Source organism: Neisseria subflava (assembly GCF_024205745.1).
Lineage (GTDB): Bacteria > Pseudomonadota > Gammaproteobacteria > Burkholderiales > Neisseriaceae > Neisseria > Neisseria flavescens_B.
In genome coordinates this window covers 1-23,813 of record NZ_CP073117.1, presented here as the reverse complement: position 1 = coordinate 23,813, position 23,813 = coordinate 1, and the positions used below count along the sequence as shown (strand labels likewise).

Genomic DNA, 23,813 nt, shown 5'->3' with positions numbered 1-23,813 from the left:
AGGCCGTCTGAAATTCAGACGGCCTTTTTTTAATCATGAATGCATCTCTTGTTCAAACGACAGCAGAATCTGTTTCACTTCATCCGCTTCTTTGACGGCGCGGATGCGGTCAAACAATACCTGAGCCTGTTCAAATTCTTTTTTCATCATGCCCAGCCACTGTTTCAAACGGGCAACCGGATATTTGTTGTTGGCTTCTTTGGCAAGGCACAAGTCGAAGAATTGGACTATCCATGAGGAGACTTCGGCAAAGTCGGTGTCTTTCACTGTTTCGCCGTTTTCATATTGTTTGATTTGCCGAGCCAAGTCGGGACGGATAACCGCGCCGCGCCCGAGCATCACGCTGTCGCAGCCGCTGACGGTTTTAATATCGAGATAGTCTTGAAGGCTGAACACATCGCCGTTGGCGGTAACGGGAATATTGACTGCATCGCGGATTTTGCGCACCCATTCCCAATGTGCCGGCGGTTCGTAGCCTTCGACTTTGGTGCGTGCATGGACGGTTAACGCGCATGCGCCGCCGTTTTCAATAGCGGAAGCGCATTCCAATGCCAGACTTTTGTCTTCATAACCGAGCCGCATCTTGGCAGTTAGCGGAATGTGTTGTGGCAGGCGTTGGCGCAGGGTGTGGACGATGTGGTAAATCAAGTCCGGCTCTTTGAGCAAGACCGCACCGCCTTTGTGTTTATTGACCGTCGGCGCGGGGCAGCCGAAGTTGAGGTCGATTTTGTCCGCACCGAAACGCACGGCTTTCAAAGCATTGACGGCCATGTTTTCCGCATCGCTGCCCAAAAGCTGGACAGTACAGGGCGTGCCGGCCGGCGTACGGTTGGCATGGGCGATTTCGGGAACATATTTAAGCCAAGTAGTGCGTGAGTGGACCGTGTGCGTAATGCGGACAAATTCGCTGACGCATTCGTCAAATCCGCCAATACGCGTCAATAGGTCGCGCATCACATCGTCCACCAGCCCCTGCATGGGGGCAAGAATAAGCTGCATGAGTCAGGTCGTCTGAAAAAAGGAGGACATATTGTAGCGGTATATCGGTTAAAATACAGCTTCCTTTTTCAGACGGCCTTTTTTATGATGCACACAATTCCGGCAACCGCCGCCATGTTGGTAAAAAATTCAGAACGTTATCTTTCAGAAGTTTTGAGTGCGTTGAAAGACTTTGACGAAGTCCTGCTGTTGGACAACGGCTCGACCGACCGTACTTTTGAAATTGCCAAGGGCTTTTCGAATGTCAGCTATTACAAGCATGACTTTATCGGATTTGGCCCGATGAAAAATCTGGCGGCCAGACTGGCGCAAAATGATTGGATTTTCAGTATAGACAGCGATGAAGTGGCGGATGAAGCTTTAATTGAATCCATTCGTGCGGCCGTTTTGGAAAATGAGAAGGAACATATTTTTTCGCTTTCCCGTCTGAACCATTACCACGGCAGACTGGTTAAAGGCTGCGGTTGGTATCCGGATATTATTCCGCGCCTTTATCATCGAAGATTTACCCGTTTTTCCGACCGTCAGGTGCATGAGTCTTTAGTGTTGCCTCAGGAAGCCAAAGTCAGACAACTTGATGGCCGTCTGAAACATTATTCTTTTGAAAACGCCGAAGGGCTGATTCAGAAAATGCAGCAGTACAGCTCGCTGTATGCGGAAGAAAACCGCTTCAAGAAAGACAGTTCGCCGTTTAAGGCTTTGCTGCATGGCGGCGTATCGTTTGTGAAAAATTACCTACTCAAACGCGGTTTTGCCTATGGGGCGGACGGGCTGACGATTTCGGTGTCCAACGCGCAAGGTTCGTATTACAAATATGTCAAACTCTACGAGCGCAACCGCACGATAACCGTCTCCCTCATCATCACCACTTACAACCGCCCCGATGCTTTGGAACTGGTGTTGAAATCGGCTTTATCGCAAACCCGTCTGCCGGATGAGATTATTGTTGCGGATGATGGCTCAAGGCAAGAAACCGCCGAAGTGGTTGATTTTATCCGCCGCAGAACAAGTATTCCGGTCAAACATTCATGGCAGCCGGATAGAGGCTTTCGTGCCGCCGAATCACGCAACCGTGCATTGGCGCAGGCGAAAAGCGATTATATTGTGTTGATTGACGGCGATATGGTTTTGGATCCGTCTTTTATCTCCGATCATTTGAAGATTGCCCGCAAAGGCCGTCTGATACAGGGCTCCCGCGTGATTTTGACTGAGGATAAAACGCAGGATATTTTAGACGAAGGCGATTTGTCTGCTTTGTCTATGTTCAGCTCGGGAATAGAAAAACGGCTTTCTGCCCTGCGTTGCCGTTGTTTGGCCAAACTGGCAGGCCGAAAAGGCAACCGCAAACACAAAGGCATCAAAACCTGCAATATGGGCTTTTTCCGCAGCGATGCGCTTGCCGTCAATGGGTTTGACAATAGCTTTGTCGGTTGGGGTAGGGAAGACAGCGAATTTGTCGCCCGTTGCTATCATAACGGGATGAAACGCCATAATTTGAAATTTGCCGGTATTGCGTACCACCTCTGGCACAATGAGGCAGAACGCGATTCCTTGCCGCAAAACGATGCCTTGTTGGAGGCAACCTTGTCAGAACGCAAAATCCGCTGTGTTCATGGCGTATCGGATTTTATAAAAGATGAAGAAGTAGCCGGAAAATAGCCTTATCATCTTTTTAAGTTATAGAGGCCGTCTGAAAATCTTCAGACGGCCTTTTTTGTATTTTTAAAAGCTTAGCGATTAAATGAGAATATTATTTATTTGATGTAAATCAGTATGTATAGTTCGGTAAAGTATGGTTAGGACAGAGGGTTTGCTCTATAATTTGACCGTTTGTAATTTTATTTCGGTCAAGGCCGGATTTTGGGAGTTGTGATGTCAACTATGTTTTTTATCCAGTTTGCCATTGTGCTGCTGTGTATCCTGATTGGTGCGCAGGTTGGCGGTATTGGTTTGGGCGTGCTCGGCGGTATCGGCTTGGCCGTATTGTCTTTTGGTTTCCACCTTCAGCCGACCAGCCCGCCGATTGATGTGATGTTGATGATTATGGCGGTAGTGTCTGCCGCGGCGGCCATGCAGGCCAGCGGCGGTTTGGATTATATGATTAAGATTGCCACGCGCGTGCTGCACCGCAATCCGAAATACATCACCTTTATCGCGCCGGCGGTAACTTACACCTTCACTGTGTTGGCGGGTACGGGCCATGTGGCTTACTCGGTCTTGCCAGTGATTGCCGAAGTCAGCCGTCGCAATGGCATCCGTCCTTCTCGTCCGCTGACGATGGCGGTTATCGCTTCCCAATTTGCGATTGTCGCCAGCCCGATTGCCGCCGCCGTTGTTGCCTGCGTCACCATGCTTGAGCCGCAACACATTACAATGGCGGACGTGTTGAAAGTTACCGTTCCGTCCACGATTTTGGGTATCGGTTTGGCTTGCGTGTTCGTAAACAAACTGGGCAAAGAGTTGAAAGACGATCCGCATTATCAGGCTTTGCTGAAAGACCCGAATTATGTGAAAGAATACATCGATGTTGAGGAACAAAAAACCGATGTCACCATTTCGCCAAAAGCCAAATTGTCGGTCGGTATTTTCTTGACTGCGGCATTGCTGGTGGTAGTAATGGGAGCGCTGCCTGAGCTGCGTCCTGCTTTTGAACACGATGGCACGATCAAGCCTATGGGCATGGCGCATACGATTGAAATCGTGATGTTGTCTGCTTCTGCGCTGATTATTTTGGCGTGTAAACCCAATGGCGATGCGATTACCCGAGGTTCGGTATTCCATGCCGGTATGCGTGCCGTGATTGCGGTGTTTGGCGTGGCTTGGTTGGGCGATACCTTGATGAGCGGCCACTTAACAGAAGTCGAATCGACCGTCAGCCATTTGGTTGAGTCTGCACCATGGACCTTTGCCTTTGCCCTGTTTGTCTTGTCGGTATTGGTCAACAGCCAAGGCGCGACAGTAGCGACGCTCTTCCCGATCGCCATCAAACTGGGGATTCCGGCGCCCATCATTATCGGCACATTTGTTGCGGTAAACGGCTATTTCTTTATACCAAACTACGGTCCGATTATTGCCGCTATTGACTTCGATACAACCGGCTCGACCAAAATCGGCAAATTCATCTTCAACCATAGCTTTATGATTCCAGGCCTGTTGAGCATGGCATTTAGTCTGGCTTTCGGTTTGTTGTTGATTCAGCTGTATTATTGATGGACTGAAAAATAAAGGCCGTCTGAAATTAAATTTCAGACGGCCTTTTTGATATTGTTATTTAGCAGGTTAATTGCAGTATTTATTGACGTCGTTTTGGTATTGTTTAATCAGACTGTCGCGATTGGCCAAGCGTGCGCTTTCGGCGACTTGACGGTTGATTTTGGCGATTTTGCAGTTTTCCAGCTTGTTTTGGCGGTTTTGCTCTTCGATTTTTTTATTGCGCTCTTCAATTTGTTTGTTTTGTTCCGCAACCTGTTCGTTGGGCTGCTCGGCAACCGGCTCAGATGCCGCAACAGCAGGCGCAACGGCAGGTTTAACGTTGTGCGTGCGGATGTTGACCACGCCGGAACGCTTCGGTTGCAGACGGTTTGGCGTATCGGAATAGCTGTTGCCCGATGCACCTTTCCAAGTGTAAACCTCGGCCGCGCCGGTCAGGGCGGCGGAAGAGAGAAGGGCTGCTGTCAGACAGGTTTTGAGTACGGAAGATTTCATGGGTTTCCCTTATGTAAATGATGTTCTCATCCGACCTATTTTACTTGAAACTGCAATGCGTTGGCATATTTTTGTACTGCAGATCAAATCATGTAAAAAAATAACGTTAAAACGTGTATTGCCAATGTTAGCATCAAGCCGGTGTGATATAATGCCGTGCATCTTGCACAAACTGAAAGACCGAGCATCATGCGTATTGTAGAAAAAGCCTATACTTTCGACGACGTTTTGTTGGTTCCAGCGCACTCAAACGTGCTGCCTCGAGATGTCAAACTTCAAACCAAACTCACCCGCGATATCACGCTCAACCTCCCTCTACTTTCTGCTGCAATGGATACCGTTACCGAAGCGCGTCTGGCCATCTCAATGGCTCAAGAAGGCGGCATCGGCATTATCCATAAAAACATGACGCCGGAGTTGCAAGCGCGTGCCGTTTCCAAAGTGAAGCGCCATGAGAGCGGCGTGGTGAAAGATCCCGTTACCGTTGCGCCGACCGCATTGATCCGCGAAGTCTTGGAAATGCGCGCACAACGCAAACGCAAAATGTCCGGTCTGCCTGTTGTTGAAAACGGCAAAGTGGTCGGTATCGTGACCAACCGCGACCTGCGTTTTGAAAACCGTGTCGATCTGCCGGTTTCTGCCATCATGACCCCCCGCGACCGTTTGGTTACCGTTCCTGAAGGTACCAGCATCGATGAAGCCCGCGAAATCATGCATGCGCACAAAGTTGAGCGCGTTTTGGTATTGAACGACCAAGATGAACTCAAAGGTCTGATTACAGTTAAAGATATTCTGAAAACAACCGAATTTCCTAATGCCAACAAAGATGCCGAAGGCCGCTTGCGCGTCGGTGCCGCGGTAGGTACTGGCGGCGATACCGAAGAGCGCGTCAAAGCATTGGTAGAAGCAGGTGTGGACGTGATTGTGGTCGATACTGCCCACGGCCATAGCCAAGGCGTTATCGATCGTGTGCGCTGGGTCAAAGAAACTTATCCGCACATCCAAGTCATCGGCGGCAACATCGCGACTGCCAAAGCTGCCTTGGATTTGGTCGCTGCCGGTGCGGATGCCGTTAAAGTCGGTATCGGCCCGGGCTCGATTTGTACGACCCGTATCGTGGCCGGCGTGGGCGTGCCTCAACTGACTGCGATTCACAATGTTTCCGAAGCCCTGAAAGGTACTGGCGTTCCCCTGATTGCCGACGGCGGTATCCGCTTCTCCGGCGATATTGCCAAAGCTCTAGCAGCAGGTGCATACAGCGTCATGCTCGGCGGTATGTTTGCCGGTACGGAAGAAGCACCGGGCGAAATCGAACTCTACCAAGGCCGCTCTTACAAGTCTTACCGCGGCATGGGTTCGTTGGGTGCGATGAGCCAAGGTTCTGCCGACCGCTACTTCCAAGACAAAACCGACAGCACAGACAAATATGTTCCTGAAGGCATCGAAGGCCGCGTTCCTTACAAAGGCCCGATTGTGAACATCATCCACCAATTGACCGGTGGTCTGCGCTCCAGCATGGGTTATTTGGGTTGCGCCAATATTGCTGAAATGCACGAGAAAGCAGAATTTGTGGAAATCACTTCTGCCGGTATGAGCGAATCCCACGTTCACGACGTACAAATCACCAAAGAAGCGCCTAACTACCATCGTTAAACCACTATAAAAAGGTCGTCTGAAAATATTTCAGACGGCCTTTCTGTTTTTATAAGGTTTTAAAAATGAAGAGAATATTGCTTGCTGCCGTTATGCTTGGTATTTCTGGCTTGGCATTTTCAGAGTCCATTAGAGAATTGGAAAGAGAGCCGCTTAATGTGCTGCAAACTCTAAGAGTACCTGTTGAGGCTCAAAAAGGGTTTGTTTGGGTTGTTGTTCCTGTTGATGAACAAGGTAGGGTCGGTAAAGCAGTATGGAGCAAGGAGGGTGAAGTTTCTTCTGAGTTTATGAAATTGGCAAAACAGAAAATTGCTTCATTTAAACGATTCAAACCTAAATGGGCTTATGCTCATACTCTGGCAGGATATCAAGAGAAATTGCTAAAAGTACAGAAACAAAAATGTGCAGCAATTGATCCTGATGGGTTTAAACGATGGAACGATAATCCGTATATTAAATCGGATTTAATAGGTAAGCCTTTATTGGATTGTTTGCATAAAGTATCCGACGAGCAGGCCAATATCAAAGTCAACATTCCCAGCGTTGCCCAATTTTTTATTATTTCTGAGATACAGGCAATGGTGAATATTGCTCAGATTTATCCTCCAAGATATCCCGCTCTATCAGCAGAAAATGGAGAAGAAGGCTCTGTCGTTATGGAATTACGTATAGCAGGAGGAAAGGTTGATACAGCAAAAATTGTTAAAAGCAGCGGTTATTCCCGATTAGATAAGGCTGCACGTAAGACTGTTTGGAGATTAACTTTTTCCAAAAAAGCTCGGGAAGATATTGAATATTATCACCTGCTACATTTTAATCTAGGCGATTAAACCGAGTTTCAGACGGCCTTTTAAAAATCGTATTACAATAAGCCAAAATTAAAAACACATTCCATTATGTCCAAAAAAATCCTGATTATTACCCCAAGCTGGATTGGCGACTGCGTCATGACCCAACCGCTTTATCGCCGTTTGCATGAGCTGTATCCCGGCTGCACCATTGATGCTTTTGCACCCAAATGGTCGATGGCTGTCTTTGAGCGCATGCCTGAAATCAACCGTGTGATGGAAAACCCGTTTGGACATGGTGCGTTGGAATTGAAAAAACGCTGGCGTATCGGGCGTGAATTGGGAAAAGAAGGCTATGATCAAGTGATTGTTTTGCCCGGTTCGCTCAAATCCGCCATCATTGCCTTGGCTACGGGTATTAAGCAGCGTACAGGCTACGTCGGCGAATCGCGCTATTTTTTGCTGAACGATATCCGTAAGTTGGATAAGGCCACATTGCCTCTGATGGTTGACCGCTATACTGCGCTGGCGCACCCGACCCAAGCGGATTTTAACGGGCATTCCGATAATCCCTGTTTCACGATTGATCCTGAAAGCCGTCAAGCTGCTTTGGCAAAACATGGTTTGGCGACGGATAAACCGATTTTGGCATTTTGTCCCGGCGCGGAATATGGCCCGGCCAAGCGTTGGCCTGCGCGTCATTTTGCGGAACTTGGTCGCCGATATTTGGCTGAAGGTTGGCAGGTTTGGCTGTTTGGTTCGCAAAAAGATTTCGATATTGCAGATGAAATCAACCGGCTTTCAGACGGCCTGTGTACCAATCTTTGCGGTAAAACCAATCTTCCGGAGGCGATTGATCTGTTGTCTTGCGCCGATACGGTCGTGTGCAACGACAGTGGTCTGATGCATCTTGCGGCCGCGCTTGATCGGAAATTGGTTGCGGTTTACGGCTCATCCAGCCCTGACCATACGCCGCCTCTAAGCCAAAAGGCAAAAATCGTCAGTTTGAATTTGGATTGCTCGCCATGTTTTAAACGCGAATGTCCGTTGGGGCATACGGATTGTTTGAACAAGCTGACGCCGAATATTGTGCAAAAAGCGGCGGAAGAACTGGCTCGTTCGGCGTAATCCAATAAAGATTAGATGGAAAGCAGCAAAGGGTAGATTTGAATCTGCCCTTTTGATTTTTCGTTTCTTTTATTTTTTAACAAAAGGCCGTCTGAAAATCATATTTCAGACGGCCTTTGGTTTGAAATCAATACATCTGATTATTTTTGATGCAGATTGTAAACGTATTCGACTTCTTCGCGGCTGCCCATGAATACGGCAACACGTTGGTGCAGGCCGGTAGGTTGGATGTCGAGCATGGCTTCGATGGCATTATTTGATGCGCCGCCGGCTTGTTTCATAATCAGGCTCATCGGGTTGGCTTCGTACATCAGGCGCAGTTTGCCCGGTTTGGATGGGTCGCGTTTGTCTTGCGGATACATGAATACGCCGCCGCGCATCAGGATGCGGTGGATTTCGGCAACCATGCTGGCTACCCAGCGCATATTGTAGTTTTTGCCGCGTACGCCGGTTTCACCTGCCAGCAGTTCGTCAATGTATTGTTGAACAGGGGCGAACCAATGTCTTTGGTTGGACATATTGATGGCGAATTCTTTAGTGGACTCGGGAACGCGCGGATTTTCTTTGGTCAGCAGGAATTGGTTGGCATCGTCCAGAGTGAAGACAAATACGCCGTGACCGACAGTCAGCACCAGTTGGGTTTGCGGACCGTATAAAACATAACCTGCAGCCACTTGGTCGCGGCCTTTCTGCAGGAAGGATTCGGTAGTCAATGCGCCTTCTGGTTTCGCCAAGACGGAGAAGATGGTGCCGACGGAGATGTTGACGTCGATATTGGAAGAGCCGTCCAGCGGATCAAACAATACTAAATAGCCGCCGTTTTCGTGTGTGGCGACATAGGTGTCTTCTTCTTCGCTGGCAAGGCCTGCGATGTTGGCATTGGCTTTTAAAACATCAATCATGATGTTGTTGGCGATGACATCGAGTTTCTTTTGGTCTTCGCCTTGGATGTTGCCGGTACCGGCCATGCCTAAAACGCCGGAAAGCGCGCCGAGGCGGACTTTGGCGTTGATGTCCAAACAGGCTGCGGCCACGGATTCCAATACGCTTGCTAGCTCTTGCGGCAGTTTGTGTTCGGGCAGGTGTTGGGTTAAGAATTGGTTCAGTGTCTTCATGGTTTCACTCTTTTCCTAAGTTTGAATCGAATATTTTTCAATTTCAGGCCGTCTGAAAACGGCGTGTTCATTTGGTTTTGCTGTCGGCCATGCCTAAAACTTCTTTAGTGCAGGCGATACTGGTGTCTTTGATGCGTTTTTTCAGCTCGTCGCTCATGGAGTCGCTGCCGCCCAAAAGCGAGGTTGCTTCTTCAGGATTGATTTGGTCGACTGTTTTTTCACCGATACAGCGGCAGATTTTTTCAGTGGTCGCGGAATCAAACGGGCTTTTTCCTGCGGCTTTTTCTACGCAGGCTTCGGTTGCCGAGCGGACAAATTCGGTGCGGAAACTTTGGGTAAATTCTTCTTTAAATTCGTTTTTTACTGATTCGGTACACGCGCAAAGCAGGAGCGTGCAGGCTAGGGGTGTGCGTATATTCATGAGTGGACGGCCGTTAATTGTTATGTTGTGAATTGTAGTGGAAAAAGGCTTAAGTATAAAGGGTTAAGGTCGTCTGAACAGGTCTGGCGGAAAAATCGAAGCGCTTGGGTATAGGTTCAGACGGCAGCGTTTATTTCGTTTTGCTTTCCAATGCATAATGCGCGCCGGCATCTTGCGCCAAAATTTTGGAAAGTTCGGGCAGATTGTTTTGCAACTGTTCGGCAAGCATATAGGGCGGATTGATGACGAACATGCCGCTGCCGTGCATACCGAAGCCGTCGCTGCGCGGCGTATGGACATGGAGCTCGGCGTGCAGATAATTGTCGGGAGCGATTTTTTTGAGTTCGTCCGGCAGTTTGCGGCTTTCTTCGCGGCTCAGGCAGGGATACCAAACCATGTAGCAGCCGGTTTCAAAGCGTTTCAAAGCATCTTTCAAAACTTGGACGACACGGCGGTAGTCTTGTTTTTCTTCGTAGGGCGGATCAATCAAGACGGCGGCGCGGCGGGGCGGAGGAGGCAAGAGTGAAATCAGGCCTTGATAACCGTCCGCTTGGCTGACCTGCACTTTACGCGCAGGACGGACTTCGCGCATATTGTTTTGTAAATGGACAAAATCGGCAGGGTGCAGCTCAAAGAGGCGCATTTTGTCGCTGTCGCGCGTGAGTGCCTGTGCCAGCCAAGGTGAGCCGCAGTAAAGGTTGTCTTGCGGCAGTATTTGTTTCAGACGGCCTACAAATTCGGCCAATTCGGCAGGCAGCTTGTCAGCTTGTTCCAAGAGCGCAATGCCTTGTTTGTATTCGCCGACTTTTTGCGCTTCATCGCCGCTCAAATCATACAAACCGGCACCACTGTGCGTATCGATATACCAATAGGGCTTGTCTTTGCGGTTGAAATATTCGAGGACGAGGAAGAGGGTAAAGTGCTTGAGCATATCGGCATGGTTGCCGGCATGGAAGGCGTGGCGGTAGCTGAGCATGATCGGGCTGCGGAAATAAAAATCCGATTATACCCCAAACCATCGCCATCACTGCTTTCAGACGGCCTTTGTGCTTGGAAAATGCTACAATATCCGCCTTATCGTACCATCGGAAAGAAGACATCATGTTTACAGGCATCGTACAAGGCATGGGCAAAATTACAGACATCGCCCAACCTTCGCCCGACTTTCGTACCCATACTGTCGAGCTGCCCCCCGAAATCGCCGACAATCTGCAAACCGGCGCCTCTGTCGCCAATAACGGCTGCTGCCTAACCATTACTCGAATCGACGGCAACAAAGTCAGCTTTGATTTGATGGACGAAACCTTACGCAAAACCAATCTTGGCAGCTTGAAAGTCGGCAACAGTGTCAATTTGGAACGCGCGGCGCGGTTTGGCGACGAAATCGGCGGCCATGTGATGAGCGGCCATGTGATGGCGATTACCCGAATTTCCCGTATCGAGTCCAGCGAGTTCAACCGTACCGTTTGGTTTGAGCTGCCGGAAAACCTCAAGCCTTATATCCTGACCAAAGGCTTTGTCGGTTTGGACGGTTGCAGCCTAACCATAGGCGAAGTCAGCGACAGCGAATTTTGCGTACACCTGATTCCGGAGACTTTGGAGCGTACCCTGTTTGGCAGCCGCAAAGAAGGCGACCTCATCAATATCGAAATCGATCCGCAAACCCAAGCCGTTGTCGATACCGTGATGCGTGTATTGGCACAAAAGGCCGTCTGAAAAAAGAAAGCCGAAATGAAATTATCCAATTTTTTGAAAAAAGCCAATTCCGTTTTAAACCGTCTGGATTTAATCCTGCCTGATGAAGCCGGTAAAACCGACTGGCGCGCTTTGGCCTACCGTTGGCACAGCGTGGGCAAAAAAGGTATTTTGGAAAGCCTGCCGCGTCCGCATACGTTTCCTTTGAGCAGATTGGCGGCTGTCGGTTCGCAAACCGATAGGCTGAAACGCAATACCGAGCAATTTTTGGCAGGCCGTCCGGCAAATAATGTCTTGATGACCGGTGCGCGCGGTACGGGCAAATCTTCTTTGGTTAAAGCGTTGTTGCACGAATACGCCGAGCGCGGCCTGCGACTGATTGAGGTGGACAAAAGCGATTTAATCAGCTTGCCGGCTTTGTTGACGCTGTTGTCTGAACGCCCCGAGAAATTTATCGTTTTTTGCGATGATTTGTCGTTTGAAACCGGCGATGAAACCTATAAAGCCTTGAAAACTGCTTTAGACGGCGGACTGTCGCAACGTTGCACCAATGTTTTGGTTTATGCCACTTCCAACCGCCGTCATCTGATTCCCGAATACATGGATGAAAACGGCGGTACTACAGGCACTCGCGGCGAAATCCATCAGAAAGAGGCCGTTGAGGAGAAAATCTCCCTTTCCGACCGCTTCGGCTTATGGCTGAGTTTTTATCCTTTCGATCAAAACGATTATTTGACCGCAGTATCCAACTGGTTGGACGATTTCAATGTGCCTTTTGACGATATGGCGCGCCAAGCCGCGTTGCAATGGGCGCAAATGCGCGGCAGCCGTTCAGGCCGCTCGGCATGGCAGTTTGCCTGCGACTGGGCAGGACGGTTGCCGGAAGAAAGAGTGCTGGATTAAGGCTGAAAGAGCAAAGGCCGTCTGAATATGGTTTCAGACGGCCTTTTTGTATTTTTATTGATCCATCAGCGCAAGCATGAAGACAACCATTGCTGGCGTTGGCGCGGATTGAGCAGATGGTAGAAGCGGTATTGGATTTCCATTTCATCCACCGCATAGTCCATGCTGGAGAGGTAGCGGTTTTCAACATAATCGCGGGCGGCGTTTGAGTCGAATGAGTCGCCGGAGAGGATTTTGATGATAGTTTGACGGCGGTTGCGGTCGGAGCGTACGGTTTTGCGGTAGGCTTTATCGTTGATTTGTTTGAAGTCGGTACGCAGGCGGCGCAGGGCGGCGTGTTGGTCGGCGGATAAATTGAGCTGTCGAATGTCACAATTCGGGTGGAAATCGTCCAAAGTGGCCAGAAACGGACCGGCATGTGCAGGCAGACTGGAACAGAGTAGGGCGAGTGCTAAGAAAATAAAAGTCGGATAGCGGGAAAGTGCAACAGACACGGTGTTTTCCTAATGTTTCATCAGGTTTGGAAATATAACCGATAAGCGTGTGAAAGGCAGTATCAATGCAGTTAACTTTTGTTAATGATGTTAGATTTTTTTGCACGTGTATGTAATCTAATAATTTATTTTCAAAGCCTTACTATGTGATTATAAGTTTCATTAATGTATATGAAATGTAAATTCATAAAAATGACGGCAGAGATGTTGTCGGCAGCATACAACATAGGGTTAAAAATGCGATAATGATAAAGGAACACACTTTAGGAGAATAAACATGACCGACTACCGTATTGCCCCCAGTATTTTGTCTGCCGATTTTGCCCGTTTGGGCGAAGAGGTTGCCGAAGTTATCCGCGCCGGTGCGGATTTGATTCATTTTGACGTGATGGACAATCATTATGTGCCGAATCTGACTTTCGGCCCTATGGTTTGCGCGGCTTTGAAACCGTATGCAACCGTGCCGGTCGATGTACATTTGATGGTTGAGCCGGTGGACGATTTGATTCATGCGTTTGCCAAAGCTGGTGCCAATATCATTACTTTCCATCCCGAAGCCAGCCGCCATGTCGATCGCAGCTTGGGTTTGATTAAAGAATACGGCTGTCAGGCAGGTTTGGTATTGAATCCTGCTACGCCGGTCAATATTCTGGAAAACGTTTTGGACAAACTGGATATGGTGTTGCTGATGTCGGTCAACCCGGGCTTTGGCGGACAAAGCTTTATCCCGAATACGCTGGTGAAAATCCGCAAAGTGCGCGAGATGTTGGACGAGTATGAACGGCAAAGCGGCCGCCATATCGCATTGGAAGTCGATGGCGGCGTGAAGACAGACAATATTGCTGAAATTGCGGCGGCAGGTGCGGATACGTTTGTGGCCGGTTCGGCGATTTTTGGCAAACCGGATTACAAAGCCGTTATCGATGAAATGCGTCAACAGTTGGCGCAAGTTGGATAATTAAGCCGGGATATTCTTGGTTTTAAAACTTTAAATAATCAATGTTTAATATTAAAGGCCGTCTGAAATGATTTTCAGACGGCCTTTTGTTTAGCCTAAACCCTTACAGCGGCCATTTCAATGCTGGATTGCTTTCAATGACTGCTTTGAATTGGTTTTGAATACGCTCAATCGCTTCTTGCGTATCCGCTTCAAAACGCAATACCAAAATCGGCGTGGTATTGGACGCACGCATCAGTCCGAAGCCGTCAGGGAATTCAACGCGCAAGCCGTCGATGGTGATGATTTCGGTCGCACCTTCAAACTTGGCATTGGCAGCCAGCTCTTCAATCACTTTGTGGCCGTTGCTGCCTTCCGGCAGGTCGATGTTGAGTTCCGGAGTGGAAATGCTTTGCGGCAGCTTGTTCAACACTTCGGACGGATTGTCGAAGGCAGACAGGATTTCCAAGAGGCGTGCGCCGGCATACATACCGTCGTCGAAGCCGTACCAGCGTTCTTTAAAGAAAACGTGACCGCTCATTTCGCCGGCAACCAGTGCGCCGGTTTTTTTCATGGTGGATTTGATGAAGCTGTGGCCGGTTTTTTCCATTACAGGTTCACCGCCGTGTTCTTTAATCCAAGGCGCGAGCAGACGGGTGGATTTGACGTCGAAAATCACTTTGGCTTTAGGATTGCGGCTCAACACGTCTTGCGCGAAAAGCATCAGTTGGCGGTCTGGATAGATGATGTTGCCGCCTTTGGTGACCACGCCCAAGCGGTCGGCATCGCCGTCAAATGCCAAGCCGATTTCGGCATCGCTGTTTTTAAGCTCGACGATGAGGTCTTGCAGGTTTTTCGGTTTGGAAGGATCAGGGTGGTGATTAGGGAAATTGCCGTCCACTTCGCAGAAAAGTTCGGTCACTTCATTGCCCAAACCTTTGTAGAGTTTGCCTGCGAATGCACCGCCGACACCGTTGCCCGCGTCAATCACGATTTTCATCGGACGTTTGAGCTTGATGTGGCCGACGATGTTGTTGTGGTATTCGTCGGAGATGTCTTTTTCGGTTACGCTGCCTTGTTTGTCGGCGGCAACAAAACCGTCTTTCTCAATAATAGCTAAAAGTTCTTGAATGGCTTCGCCTGCGAGCGTGTCGCCGCCGAGCATCATTTTGAAACCGTTGTAATCGGGCGGATTGTGGCTGCCGGTAATCATCACGCCGCTGCCGCCACATTCGTTGATGGCTGCGAAGTAGAGCATAGGAGTGGCAACCATGCCGACGTTGAGGACGTCGATGCCGCTGTCTGTAAAACCGCGTTGAATTTGTGCCATCAGGCCGGGACCGCTCAAACGGCCGTCGCGGCCGAGTGCGATACGGGTAATGCCTTTTTCGGAGGCTTTGGTGGCAATGGCTTTGCCGATTAAGTAGGCAGCTTCGTCAGTCAAGGTTTTACCGACGATGCCCCGGATGTCGTAGGCTTTGAAAATGTCGCGGGCGATATTTGCCATGTGGATTTCCTTTGAATTTAAGGGAAAATAATAGGCGTTATTTTAACACGGCTAAAAGGCCGTCTGAAAAATTCAGACGGCCTTTTGTCGTTATATCAAAGAACAGTGTTGCTTGGACGAATCAATTGTTGAAAGTGTTGCACTGGTTGATGTCGCCGCTTTCCAAACCTCGCTTGAGCCAAGTCATGCGTTCTTCGGACGAGCCATGGGTAAAGCTGTCGGGAACGACATAGCCCTGAGCCTGTTTCTGCAAGCGGTCGTCGCCGACGGATTCGGCGGCCAGCATGGCTTTTTGAATGTCTTCGGCTTTGAAGATATTGTTGTTGACGGCGTAGTGTCCCCAAATACCGGCGAAACAGTCGGCCTGCAATTCGAGTTTGACGGAAAGGGCATTGGCCTCTTTTTTGCCGACTTGTTGTTGCATTTTGTGGACTTTAGGCAGAATGCCGAGCAGGTTTTGAACGTGATGGCCGACTTCATGGGCAATAACGTAGGCAAACGCGGCATCGCTGGCGGATTCGAGCTTGGTGCGCATGTCTTCGTAGAAACTCAAATCCAAATAAACTTTTTGGTCGCCCGGGCAGTAAAACGGGCCCATGGCAGATTGGCCTGTACCGCAGGCGGTGGACGTACTGCCTTTATACAACACCATGGTTGTCGGTGTGTAGTGTTGGCCGTGTTGCTGGAAATATTTACTCCATGCTTTTTCGGTATCGGCAAGGATAACGCGGGACAGTTCGTTTAATTCGGCTTCTTGTTGGCTGTCGAGTCGGGAAGCTTGCTGGGTAGGAATGCCCATCGAAGATGAGCCGCCAACCAAACCGCTCAAATCCACGCCGTAATATGCGCCGACCAAAACCACGATAATGCCGAGTATGCCCGGCGTTTTGCCGCCACCGCCGCCACGGCTTCCACGGCGATCTTCTACGTTTTGGCTTTGTTCACGACCTTTCCAATCCATAATGCGTATCCTGTGTAGTTTTCATGCGGCGGATTATACTATGGAATGCCAAATGTGTTTGATCGAATTGCGAATATTGCTTTAGGCCGTCTGAAAATGCGGTATCGGGAAAGTGAAAACGGCAGTATCTTTCAGACGGCCTTGGTGTTTGTTAGAATGAACAAACCTACTATTGGGAGATATAAGATGAAAGTCAGCAGTAAAGCTATTGTCAACGGTGAATTTGAAGACAAATACGGCAAGCGCGGCAGCCAGTTCAGCCCGAGCGGTATGCCTTCTTATTCGATTCCTTTTGAAATCGAAGATGCGCCAGAAGGAACAAAATCGTTTGCCGTGGTGTTGGAAGACAAAGATGCCATTTCAGCATCCGGCTTCGTATGGACGCATTGGTTGATTTCGGATTTGAAACGCACTTCCGTGGCAGAAAATGAAAGTATTTCTGCAACAGATTTCACACAGGGCGCGAACACTTGGGCGAGCGCGTTGGGTAAATTTGAAATTGAAGAGGCTTCTTTTTACGGCGGTATGGCACCACCGAACAACCGTCATCGTTATGAACTGATTGTGTACGCGCTGGACACCGTTTTGGATTTGCCGCGCGGTTTCCGCTTTAATGAGCTGCATTTTGCCATGCAGGGTCATGTGTTGGATTCGGCATGCGTGTCGGTACTTATGATGTGTGACGGTATGCGTCATAATTGAAAAACAGCCTGTCCGGTTTTAATTCGGACAGGCTTTTTTTATGGGAAATCAAATCAATTAAACCACTTCGGCTTTAGTGATGATGACAGGTTCGCTCGGTACGTCGTCGTGGTAGCCGTGACGTTTGGTAGAAACGCCTTCGATGGCATCGACAACGTCAAAACCGTCAACGACTTTACCGAATACGGCATAGCCCCAGTCTTGGACTACGGTTTTGCCGTATAGCTCTTTAGAACGGAAGTTCAGGAAAGCGTTGTCGGCAGTGTTGATGAAGAATTGCGCGCTGGCAGAGTGAGGATCGGAAGTACGCGCATGGCGATGGTGTATTTTTCGTTAGGCAAACCGTTGGACGCTTCGTTTTGAATCGGATCGCGGGTTTCTTTTTCGTTCATGTTTTCATCCATGCCGCCGCCTTGGATCATGAAGCCTTTGATGACGCGGTGGAAGATTACGCCGTCGTAGAAGCCGTCTTTAACGTATTGCTCGAAGTTTTTAGCAGTAACGGGGGCTTTGTCGAAATCGAGTTCGATTTTGATGTCGCCTTTGTTGGTGTGCAGGATAATCATGGGTTTCCTTTCGTTAGAATCCGGTTTTGAATCATTCGTTAAATTGTGTCTGAACGAGAAACTTCAAGGCCGTCTGAAAAATATTCTTTCAGACGGCCTTGTTGTTTGGGTCGATGGTTTACATCAGTACAACATAAGCCCACAGAGCAACCAATACCACGCAGAGGATGTTCAGCAATAAGCCGACATTCATCATTTCGCGTTGTTTGATTAAGCCTGTACCGAACACAATCGCGTTAGGCGGTGTGGCAACCGGCAACATGAAGGCACAAGATGCGCCGACACCGATCACGAATACCAAGACTTGTTCAGGCAGGCCCATTTGCGCGGCGATGCTGGCGAAAATAGGCACAAGCAGGGCGGCGGAAGCCGTGTTACTGGTGAACTCGGTCAGGAAGATGATGAAGGTGGCAACCACGAAAATCACCAGCAATGCAGGAGAATGGGAGAACGTGGAAGCAACTTGTTGACCCAGTGCTTCAGATGCGCCGGAAGATTGCAGCAACGCGCTCAAGCTGATACCGCCACCGAAGAGCATCAATACACCCCAGTCGGTATTGCGGGCAACTTCTTTCCATTGCGCCACGCCGAATACGACGACGGCAACGGCGGCAATCAGGGCGATAACGGTATCAGGGTTGGAAATGCCGAATGCGGCTTTGATTTTGGAGCTGAATACCCAAGCGATGGCAGCTGCCAAGAAAATCAACAGCGCGATAACGCGGTGCAAAGTCCAAGGGATAGATTCGGCTTTAACTTCCACGCGCTCGTTCAAATTAGGCTTGAGGATGACGTACATGGAGAACAGCATCAGCGGCAGAATCAACAGCATCATCGGCAAGCCAAGCTTCATCCAGCCGACGAAGTCCAAGTTCAGCGCTTTGGCGGCAATCATGTTCGGAGGAGAACCGACCACGGTACCCAAGCCGCCGATACTGGCGCAGTAGGCGATACCGAGCAGGACGAAAACGTAGGTTTTGCGTTCTTTTTCTTGATCGAGGTGGCTCATCATACCCATTGCCAAAGGCAGCATCATCGCAGCAGTCGCAGTGTTACTGATCCACATAGACAGGAAGGCGGTAACGGCAAACAGCATCAATACGGCGACTTTCATATTGCCGCGGGACAGGCGCAACAGGCTGACGGCGATTTTACGGTCGAGACGCTGCATGTGCAGGGCGGTTGCAAGCGCGAAGCCACCGAAGAAGATGTAAATCGTCGGGTCGGAGAAACCTGCCATCGCTTTTTTGATGTCCATATCTGGGAAGCCGAGTACAACGGCAAGGATAGGGATCATCAGCGCGGTAACGGTAATGTGTACGGCTTCGGTAAACCAAAGTGCCGCAACGAAAAGCAACAGCGCGATACCTTTGTTGGCATCGGGGCTGTAGGGAAGGATGTAATAAATGCCGAAGCAGACAACAGCAGAGATAATGGTCGTCAGCAATCCTTTAAAGTCGGTAATCGGCTTCTGCGCACTGAGAAGCTCGACGTTCTCAGGATGCTGAGTCTTATCCTTGGCGTTTAAGTCCATGATGTATTCCTCTGAAACATGATCGGTTTTTCTTTTCAGCCGTACGTTCAGACGGCCTAATAGGTAACAGTATATTTGTAATTTAATGTAGTGTAAACAAATTGTAAATTATTTTTTAAAAATGAAATGAAAACCGGATAAGCAGCAAGAAAGCTGCTTATCCGGCAGAATAAAGACCCATCGTAGGTTAATAAGAATCAGGACAAATCGGTAAAACTGCCAAAATTACGGCAGAATCAGTCATACTATACTGATTTATATGGATTTAAACGTTTGCGCCAGATTGTCTTGTTCCTTAAACAACAAACCGCAAACGGCCAAACCAGCCGCCGCCAGTAAGGCTCCGGCAATGCCGATATTGGAAAGGCCGAACCAGACGGTTACATAATGCCCCAAAAGCGCACCGCCGCCGATGCCGACATTGTACAAACCTGAATAAATCGAGTTGGCCACATCTGTTGCATCCGAGGCGAATGCCAAGACTTTCGACACCATGCCCAAGCTGACGATGACGATGGCCACGCCCCAAATAAACACCAGCGCGTACACCGCATAAGGGAAAGAGGCAAACGGCAGAAGCAGCAGGGCGGAGAGCAGGATGACCGCCACCGCGCCAAGCATAAACAGGCGTTGCGATTTGGCAAACCATTTGCCAAACAGATAAGAAGCAGCGAAGCCTGCCAAACCATACAGGCTCAAAACGATGGTAACTTGTTCAGCCTTAAATCGCCAACTTGCAACACAAAAGGCTCGATATAGCTGTATGCCGTGAAATGTGCCGTAATAATCAACACCGTCATTGCATAAAGCAGCATCAGGTTGCGGCGTTTGAACAAACTCGGCAGGCTGCTTAAAGAACCGGTATTTTGGCTGGGTAAAGCAGGCAGGTTTTTAGCCAACACCAGCATTACGCCGGCAGCGCAGACGCCGATCAGCAGGAAGCTGAGCTGCCAGCCGAAGTATTGCCCGACCACGCGCCCCAGCGGAATGCCTAAAACCATCGCCAAAACCGTACCCGTACTGAGTAAGCCCAAAGCCTGATTGGTTTTGCCGGTGGGCGCAAGCCGTACCGCCAAAGAAGCCGTAATCGACCAAAATACCGCGTGTGTCAGTGCAATCCCGATACGGCTGACCAAGAGGATGTTGAAGTTCCAAGAAAAGAACGACAGCGCGTGAAACAGCGCAAACAGTGCAAACAGCATCAGTAATAATTTGCGCCGTTCGATGTTTTCGTCATCAGCATCAGCGGCAGCGATAGGAGCGCAACAATCCACGCATACACCGTAATCATCATGCCCACTTCCGTTGCCGGTTGTCAAAGCTCTGACCAATGTCGCTCAAAAGCGCAATCGGAATGTATTCGGTGGTATTGAAAATAAACGCCCCCACCGCCAGCGCGCATACGCTAACCCATTGTTTGAATGTTGAAGTCATTATTATGTCCGTTTGATGAAGCAAAGGGCGTTATTGTACGCCTATCTGCATTTTTCAGACGGCCTTTAATGAAGAATTTGCAAGCTGTTTGTGTAAGGAGTAAAGTATTTGGCAACCATATTTGTTTGAATGAAAGGAAATACAAATGCAAACTGTTACCCTCAACATCGACGGCATGACCTGCGGCGGCTGCGTGAAAAGCGTAACCCGTCTTTTGGAAGGCGTAGAAGGCGTGGAAAAAGCAGAAGTCAGCTTGGAAACAAAAATGCAGTGATTACTTTCGATGAAAGCAAGACAGATACGATGCGCTGATTGATGCCGTAGAAGACGGCGGCTACGATGTGGCTTGTAACCGATAAGCGTATTTTTGAATAAAGGCCGTCTGAAACGCTTCAGACGGCCTTTGTCTCTTGATAACTTACTTTTTGCCATTATGTTGTTTTCGTTTGATAATACATAAATACAAAAACACGCACCAAACAATCAATAGGAGGCTTTGCCATGCAACAAAAAGTCCGTTTCCAAATCGAAGGCATGACTTGTCAGGCCTGCGCTTCGCGTATTGAAAAGTGTTGAACAAAAAGATTTTGTCGAATCGGCGGGGTGAACTTTTCAGCGAGGAGGCGCAGGTTACGTTTGACGAAGCAAAACTTCCGCTGCCGACATCGCCAAATCATTGAGAAAACCGGTTACGGCGCAAAGGAAAAAACGGAAGATACATTGCCTCAACCTGAAGCAGAACACCATATCGGCTGGAGGCTGTGGCTTTTGCTGGCCATTAATATTCCGTTTTTAATCGGCATGGCAGGCATGATGATCGGGCGGCACGATTGGATGATTCCGCCTGTATGGCAGTTTGTGCTGGCAAGCGTGGTGCAGCTTTGGGCTGGCCATCCCGTTTTACCAAAAGCGCGTGGGAGTATTAAAGGCGGGCTGGCGAATATGGACGTGCTCGTTACCATCGGCACGGTGTCGATTTACCTGTATTCCGTCTATATGCTGTTTTTCAGCCCGCACGCGGCGCACGGCATGGCACACGTGTATTTTGAAGCGGGCGTAATGGTGATTGGTTTTGTATCGCTGGGTAAATTTTTGGAACACCGTACCAAAAAATCCAGCCTGAACAGCTTGGGCTTGCTGCTCAAACTCACGCCGACCCAAGTCAACGTGCAACGCGATGGCGAATGGAAACAGCTGCCCATCGACCAAGTGCAAATCGGCGATCAGATCCGCGCCAACCACGGCGAACGCATTGCTGCCGACGGCATTATTGAAAGCGGCAGCGGCTGGGCGGACGAGAGCCACCTCACCGGCGAATCCAACCCTGAAGAGAAAAAGGCAGGCGGCAAAGTATTGGCAGGTGCGCTGATGACCGAGGGCAGCGTGGTGTATCGCGCCACTCAGCTCGGCAGCCAAACCTGCTCGGCGACATGATGAATGCGCTCTCTGAAGCACAAGGCAGTAAAGCACCGATTGCGCGCGTGGCGGATAAGGCGGCGGCGGTATTCGTGCCTGCCGTCGTGGGCATCGCGCTTCTGACTTTTATCGCCACTTGGCTGGTAAAAGGCGATTGGACGATTGCGCTGATGCACGCCGTTGCCGTTTTGGTAATTGCCTGCCCGTGCGCACTCGGTCTGGCGACGCCCGCCGCGATTATGGTCGGCATGGGCAAAGCGGTGAAACACGGCATTTGGTTCAAAGACGCGGCGGCGATGGAAGAAGCCGCCCACGTCGATGCCGTCGTGTTGGACAAAACCGGCACGCTGACCGAAGGTAGGCCGCAGGTTGCCGCCGTTTACTGCGTTCCCGACAGTGGCTTTGACGAAGGCGCTTTGTACCGCATCGCCGCCGCCGTCGAACAAAACGCCGCTCATCCGCTTGCCCGAGCCATCGTCTCCGCCGCTCAAGAGCGCGGCTTGGAAATCCCTGCCGCACAAAACGCAAACCGTTGTCGGCGCAGGCATTACCGCCGAAGTAGAAGGCGTGGGCTTGGTGAAAGCAGGCAAAGCCGAATTTGCCGAACTGACCCTGCCGAAGTTTTCAGACGGCGTTTGGGGCATTGCAAGCATTGTTGCAGTCTCTGTTGATAACAAACCTATCGGCGCATTCGCACTTGCCGACGCGTTGAAAGTCGATACCGCCGAAGCCATAGGCCGTCTGAAAAAAACACAATATCGATGTCTATATTATGAGCGGCGACAACCAAGGTACGGTCGAATACGTCGCCAAGCAACTGGGTATTGCACACGCCTTCGGCAATATGAGTCCGCGCGACAAAGCCGCCGAAGTGCAGAAACTCAAAGCCGCCGGCAAAACCGTGGCGATGGTCGGCGACGGCATCAACGACGCGCCCGCGCTCGCCGCGCCAACGTCAGCTTCGCCATGAAAGGCGGCGCGGACGTTGCCGAACACACCGCATCCGCTACGCTGATGCAACATTCGGTCAATCAACTCGCCGATGCCTGCTGGTGTCGCAAGCCACTTTGAAAAACATCAAGCAAAACCTGTTTTTCGCCTTCTTCTACAATATCTTGGGCATTCCGCTCGCCGCACTTGGCTTTTTAAATCCCGTCATCGCAGGCGCGGCAATGGCGGCAAGCTCGGTTTCCGTGTTGAGCAATGCCTTGCGCCTGAAACGGGTGAATATTGAGTGATAATATAAAGGCCGTCTGAAACATTGTTTTTTCAGACGGCTGTCATCAAGTATTTTTGAAGGAATAATCAGATGAAAACACTTCGTTTATTGTTTGGCTTGGCATTGATTACTACTGCGTTTAGCGTGCAGGCTGAGGATTACAGCGAGAAGCAGCATGATAAGCTGATACGGGAATGCAATCGGAACGACCTGGAAAGTTGCGTCACTGCGGCCATTTGGACGCGTGATTATCTTGAAGCGCCTGCTGCTTATCCGTTTCTGAAAAAAGCTTGTGATGGCGGCAATATGCGCGGCTGCAATGTTTTGGTAATCTATATCTTAATCCGTCCAGCGGTTTAGGCATTGATTATGCCGCAGCGGTCAAGCTCTACGAACGGGCCTGTAAAGGCGGTTATGAAAATGCCTGTACCAATCTTGAAGACACTAAAGCAGAGATGGCGCAAGGCAATACATCAGACCGCGACAGCCGTTTAAACCAACTGAGCGAATCTTGTGCTTTGGAAAACGAAGCCGCTTGTCAGGCGTTAATGATGGAAATGCAACGTTGAGTGTCACGCGGAGGCCGTCTGAAGACTGTTTTTGCAGACGGCCTTTAATCCATATTTTCTGATTTTG

Annotated in this window: 18 protein-coding genes and 5 pseudogenes; 12 read left to right on the top strand and 11 right to left on the bottom strand. The window is 49.7% G+C overall.

Annotated features, from left to right (window positions below):
* Positions 1-33: 33 nt before the first annotated feature.
* Positions 34-999: a tRNA dihydrouridine synthase gene (locus KCG55_RS00115; protein WP_254323027.1), complete on the bottom strand. Its 966-nt coding sequence runs from the start codon at positions 997-999 to the stop codon at positions 34-36.
* A gap of 84 nt (positions 1,000-1,083) precedes the next feature.
* On the opposite strand from KCG55_RS00115, the gene KCG55_RS00110 reads away from it, so the two are divergent.
* Positions 1,084-2,658 carry a glycosyltransferase family 2 protein gene (locus KCG55_RS00110; protein WP_254323026.1) on the top strand — a complete coding sequence of 525 codons (1,575 nt, stop codon included), beginning with the start codon at positions 1,084-1,086 and terminating at the stop codon, positions 2,656-2,658.
* Positions 2,659-2,880: 222 nt separating this feature from the next.
* Complete coding sequence (locus KCG55_RS00105) at positions 2,881-4,209, top strand: anaerobic C4-dicarboxylate transporter family protein (RefSeq protein ID WP_254323665.1); 1,329 nt, start codon at positions 2,881-2,883, stop codon at positions 4,207-4,209.
* A 69-nt stretch (positions 4,210-4,278) separates the two neighbouring features.
* On the opposite strand, the gene KCG55_RS00100 is transcribed toward KCG55_RS00105, so the two are convergent.
* Positions 4,279-4,704, bottom strand: a complete 426-nt coding sequence (locus tag KCG55_RS00100; protein ID WP_070712610.1) for a DUF4124 domain-containing protein — start codon at positions 4,702-4,704, stop codon at positions 4,279-4,281.
* A gap of 189 nt (positions 4,705-4,893) precedes the next feature.
* On the opposite strand from KCG55_RS00100, the gene guaB reads away from it, so the two are divergent.
* The 3 genes from guaB (at position 4,894) to waaF (ending at position 8,273) form a co-directional block, all read left to right on the top strand.
* The gene (guaB, locus tag KCG55_RS00095; protein ID WP_003678893.1) at positions 4,894-6,357 is read left to right on the top strand and encodes an IMP dehydrogenase; all 1,464 of its coding nucleotides are present in this window, start codon (positions 4,894-4,896) and stop codon (positions 6,355-6,357) included.
* Between the two features lie 65 nt (positions 6,358-6,422).
* Positions 6,423-7,187, top strand: a complete 765-nt coding sequence (locus KCG55_RS00090) for an energy transducer TonB (protein ID WP_254323025.1) — start codon at positions 6,423-6,425, stop codon at positions 7,185-7,187.
* Positions 7,188-7,253: 66 nt separating this feature from the next.
* Positions 7,254-8,273, top strand: coding sequence for a lipopolysaccharide heptosyltransferase II (waaF, locus tag KCG55_RS00085; protein ID WP_254323024.1), 1,020 nt, complete (start codon positions 7,254-7,256; stop codon positions 8,271-8,273).
* A gap of 140 nt (positions 8,274-8,413) precedes the next feature.
* On the opposite strand, the gene KCG55_RS00080 is transcribed toward waaF, so the two are convergent.
* From KCG55_RS00080 to KCG55_RS00070, 3 genes are all read right to left on the bottom strand, one after another.
* Positions 8,414-9,388 (bottom strand): class 1 fructose-bisphosphatase, encoded by a 975-nt coding sequence (locus KCG55_RS00080; RefSeq protein ID WP_254323023.1) that lies wholly within the window; start codon positions 9,386-9,388, stop codon positions 8,414-8,416.
* A gap of 67 nt (positions 9,389-9,455) precedes the next feature.
* On the bottom strand, positions 9,456-9,809 hold the full coding sequence (locus KCG55_RS00075) for a hypothetical protein (protein ID WP_254323022.1): 354 nt from the start codon (positions 9,807-9,809) through the stop codon (positions 9,456-9,458).
* A gap of 130 nt (positions 9,810-9,939) precedes the next feature.
* Complete coding sequence (locus tag KCG55_RS00070; RefSeq protein ID WP_254323021.1) at positions 9,940-10,785, bottom strand: 23S rRNA (adenine(2030)-N(6))-methyltransferase RlmJ; 846 nt, start codon at positions 10,783-10,785, stop codon at positions 9,940-9,942.
* Between the two features lie 125 nt (positions 10,786-10,910).
* Here KCG55_RS00070 and KCG55_RS00065 point away from each other — a divergent pair, with 125 nt between their 5' ends.
* Positions 10,911-11,525: a riboflavin synthase subunit alpha gene (locus tag KCG55_RS00065; RefSeq protein WP_254323020.1), complete on the top strand. Its 615-nt coding sequence runs from the start codon at positions 10,911-10,913 to the stop codon at positions 11,523-11,525.
* A 15-nt stretch (positions 11,526-11,540) separates the two neighbouring features.
* Positions 11,541-12,407, top strand: coding sequence for an ATP-binding protein (locus KCG55_RS00060; protein ID WP_254323019.1), 867 nt, complete (start codon positions 11,541-11,543; stop codon positions 12,405-12,407).
* Positions 12,408-12,472: 65 nt separating this feature from the next.
* Here KCG55_RS00060 and KCG55_RS00055 read toward each other — a convergent pair whose 3' ends face one another.
* The gene (locus tag KCG55_RS00055; RefSeq protein WP_003683375.1) at positions 12,473-12,901 is read right to left on the bottom strand and encodes a Spy/CpxP family protein refolding chaperone; all 429 of its coding nucleotides are present in this window, start codon (positions 12,899-12,901) and stop codon (positions 12,473-12,475) included.
* 277 nt (positions 12,902-13,178) lie between these two features.
* Between KCG55_RS00055 and rpe the strand changes: the two genes are divergently transcribed.
* Complete coding sequence (gene rpe / locus KCG55_RS00050) at positions 13,179-13,859, top strand: ribulose-phosphate 3-epimerase (protein ID WP_003678905.1); 681 nt, start codon at positions 13,179-13,181, stop codon at positions 13,857-13,859.
* A 103-nt stretch (positions 13,860-13,962) separates the two neighbouring features.
* Here the strand turns inward: rpe and KCG55_RS00045 are convergent, their stop codons facing one another.
* On the bottom strand, positions 13,963-15,345 hold the full coding sequence (locus KCG55_RS00045; RefSeq protein WP_254323018.1) for a phosphomannomutase/phosphoglucomutase: 1,383 nt from the start codon (positions 15,343-15,345) through the stop codon (positions 13,963-13,965).
* Between the two features lie 121 nt (positions 15,346-15,466).
* Entirely contained in the window at positions 15,467-16,306 is an 840-nt protein-coding gene (gene ypfJ / locus KCG55_RS00040; RefSeq protein WP_254323017.1) for a KPN_02809 family neutral zinc metallopeptidase, read from the bottom strand.
* A 186-nt stretch (positions 16,307-16,492) separates the two neighbouring features.
* Between ypfJ and KCG55_RS00035 the strand changes: the two are divergent.
* Positions 16,493-16,989: pseudogene (locus KCG55_RS00035) on the top strand (YbhB/YbcL family Raf kinase inhibitor-like protein).
* Positions 16,990-17,065: 76 nt separating this feature from the next.
* Here the strand turns inward: KCG55_RS00035 and KCG55_RS00030 are convergent.
* From KCG55_RS00030 to KCG55_RS00020, 3 genes and pseudogenes are all read right to left on the bottom strand, one after another.
* Positions 17,066-17,574 (bottom strand): annotated as a pseudogene (locus tag KCG55_RS00030) (peptidylprolyl isomerase).
* 118 nt (positions 17,575-17,692) lie between these two features.
* Positions 17,693-19,108: an SLC13 family permease gene (locus KCG55_RS00025; RefSeq protein ID WP_254323015.1), complete on the bottom strand. Its 1,416-nt coding sequence runs from the start codon at positions 19,106-19,108 to the stop codon at positions 17,693-17,695.
* 255 nt (positions 19,109-19,363) lie between these two features.
* Positions 19,364-20,542, bottom strand: a pseudogene (locus tag KCG55_RS00020) (sugar transporter).
* Positions 20,543-20,687: 145 nt separating this feature from the next.
* On the opposite strand from KCG55_RS00020, the pseudogene KCG55_RS00015 reads away from it, so the two are divergent.
* The 3 genes and pseudogenes from KCG55_RS00015 (at position 20,688) to KCG55_RS00005 (ending at position 23,537) form a co-directional block, all read left to right on the top strand.
* Positions 20,688-20,901: pseudogene (locus KCG55_RS00015) on the top strand (heavy-metal-associated domain-containing protein).
* A gap of 142 nt (positions 20,902-21,043) precedes the next feature.
* Positions 21,044-23,196, top strand: a pseudogene (locus KCG55_RS00010) (heavy metal translocating P-type ATPase).
* A gap of 71 nt (positions 23,197-23,267) precedes the next feature.
* Positions 23,268-23,537, top strand: coding sequence for a hypothetical protein (locus KCG55_RS00005; RefSeq protein WP_254323014.1), 270 nt, complete (start codon positions 23,268-23,270; stop codon positions 23,535-23,537).
* Positions 23,538-23,813 lie beyond the last annotated feature (276 nt).